The sequence below is a fragment of the Leifsonia sp. TF02-11 genome (assembly GCF_017565305.1).
GTDB lineage: Bacteria > Actinomycetota > Actinomycetes > Actinomycetales > Microbacteriaceae > Leifsonia.
The window spans coordinates 1-2,684 of record NZ_JAGEKP010000035.1 but is presented as its reverse complement, the minus strand read 5'-3'; the positions used below and the strand labels follow the sequence as shown (position 1 = coordinate 2,684).

Sequence of the window (2,684 nt, the reverse complement as noted above, 5' to 3'; positions counted from 1 at the left end):
CTCGAAGGATCACACGGTGACCGCACTTACGTCGTGAACGACGAGCCGGATCACCGTGCGCTACACCACTATGCGGGACTCAACTTCGACGCCCGGTGCGAAGTGAATCGTTGGGCGGGTCCCACCGCCTCCAGTGAGTGCTTCGATTGACGCTTCGATGGGAACCGACTTCAGGAGGCGTCGTCAGCTGAGAGCGAATGAAGATCTGCTTCAATCGCGAGAGCGCGCAGGTGTCCTACGGCCTGAACGATCGGAGACGCGAACGTGTCGGCGATAGAAAGGTCTACGCCGGCGAGCACCTCCGCGAACGTGCCGCCATCATCCCCTTCGCTGGCCACGAGACTTTCGAGCTCCCTGTAGATAACGATCGCGTCGGCCCAAGCTTGGGGATCATCGTCAATGCTTTCGGCGGATGGAATCCGGGCGGTGGATTGGACACCGCGCCATCCATCAGGACGGCGACGACTCCACCCGTTCGCCGACGAGGCAGAGATAAGCGAGCCGATTAAGTTGTCTGCTCGCTCCTGGAACACGGACGGGGCCAGTAGGGCTCCTAAGCGCCGCGCGATGTCGGGGTAGTCAGTGGGGTCGATGTCTCGCAGCGGACCTTCGGCATCATCGAGAACTGCGCCGACTTGGACAAGTCGGCCGAGGTGCATTGCGACGAACCGCGTGCGGGTCTGGAAGCATGCTTCCTCGCGTGCCGACGGTCCCCACGACCGAAGGGACTCCTCAGTTGCTGCCCATGCAGAGGCGTCGACTGCGATGATTAGCTCGAGTGGAAGCAGCGGATCGGTCGGATTCAGGATTTCCTGCACAGAACTCGCGAACACCTCTACACCTGACTCTGTTAGCCGCTGTTCAACGGCCGCAAGGGATCCGTCCGCAGCGCTGACTGCACTCGTTAGCGTCAGAGCGCTAGTGTCCTCCAAGGATCGCCCGCGAATGTCCCCGGGCGACAGCGCTCCCTGCCCACGCGCAACCAAAATACGGGCAGCCATCGAGGCGAGACTGCCGAGTTCGTTCGGAAGCAGCGGTCCAACCCCTGCGTATTCCGGAAGGGTATCCTCAGCCCGCGCCCCCGCCAGCGCCTGAGGGGCTCCGGCGAGGCGCAGGCCCGCGCCCCCGAGGTTGGCGGCATCGTTCAGTCCCTGACTAACCTGCAGGAGGCTCTGGGCGATCAGGTCGAGAGCGGCCTTGGAGGGATCACGAGTCGTTTCGCGAAGCCGCAGATCGAAGTCGGCGGCAAACGGTAGCTCGGCACTAAGTCGCCCAATGAGTTGGGGATCGAGCGGCGGTCCCGGAAGTTGGGCAACCAGCGCGGCAACAGAGACGACCTTCTCGATCCACTCTCGACGCCCACGCGAACTGTCTCGCTCGGAAAGACGAGCAGGGAGCGCCATCAAGAGTTCCAAAAGCTGGGCACTCGCGTCTGCTTGTCTACGGCAACGATCGGTCCATCGTTCAGTACTCAGAAGCTCTGTCACTGCGATCTGCAAAGCGATGGAGCGTTCCGTCGCGATGCGTCTTGGGAGAGCGCCGACCCGCATTCGCTTCTTCCCGTCGATTGGCGCAGACGCGCCTCGGGCTGGCACGACGACTTCAACCGAAACGACGTCAGCTTCTGGGCACGCATCAAACAGTCTTTGCGCGAGAAACACTGCCTGTGAATTGAGCGAGGTCGGATCTTGACCTGCTTGAGGCTGATATCCGCGCTGAACATCCACGGTGCCAAATCGGGCCACTGCCCTAGCGGACACCTCGCAGAATGTGTCCGAAGTGTAGGTCGAGGCCCGCGCAAGGTTGCTCGACGACGAGGGCAGTTCTCTTCGATCCGAGAGGACCACATCCACAGCAAAACCGGAATCGTCAGCCTCAACGGCCCATCTTGCCCGCTGGCGAGGTGGGCCAAATGCTTGCTCGACTCTGGGCCCTTCAAGTTCGGCAACCACGGCCAACGTGGCGATCAACTGAGCGAATACATCCACTACATCAACACGAAGTGGGTCTGCCACTCGAGCCGAGTGTTTCGCAAATACAGCGGCAGCAGCGGCTAGCGGCAGCGTCCGATATCCCTCAAGCCGTTCAGAGAACCGCACAGCAACATCGAGTGGGGCCTCCATGAGTGTCTGCAGAATCACGTCGTCCGAAATCTTCGAGACTACCGTTTGGCGGGCTGAAGAATCCCACTCGGGAAGGCGTGCGCCGGCGGACGCAATCTGCCGGAACAGATCATTGCCGGTAAAGATGTCGCTGAACCTGGAGGTATAGGCCAAGAGGTAATAGGAAGACACATCAATCGTCGGGGTCAAGTCCCTGGTGGTGGTGTAGCGCGGTGTCCTTCGGTGTGATGGGTTAGGCGCTGAGTTCGAGGACGGGCTGGTCGGTCATCTCCTTGCTGTTGTCCGTGATGAGGGTGAGGCGGCTCTTGGCGAGGATGTCGAGGCCGAGGTAGCGGCGTCCTTCGGCCCATTCGTCGGTCTGCTCGGCGAGGACAGCACCGACGAGACGGATGATCGCGTCGCGGTTGGGGAAGATTCCGACGCTGTCGGTGCGGCGGCGGATCTCCCGGTTCAGGCGCTCGTTGGGGTTGTTGGACCAGATCTGGGACCAGAGCCCGTCGGGGAACTGGGTGAACGCGAGGATGTCCGCGCGGGCGGTGTCAAGGTGGTCGTGCGCCTCGG

Annotated in this window: 2 protein-coding genes; both read right to left on the bottom strand. The window is 61.8% G+C overall.

Translation table 11 applies throughout. The features are described from left to right. Positions 1–170: 170 nt before the first annotated feature. Positions 171–2,294 (bottom strand): hypothetical protein, encoded by a 2,124-nt coding sequence (locus tag JNB50_RS24435; RefSeq protein ID WP_208042696.1) that lies wholly within the window; start codon positions 2,292–2,294, stop codon positions 171–173. A gap of 61 nt (positions 2,295–2,355) precedes the next feature. Then, a partial coding sequence (locus tag JNB50_RS24430) for a transposase (RefSeq protein WP_208038474.1) occupies positions 2,356–2,684 on the bottom strand: 329 nt, incomplete at its 5' end.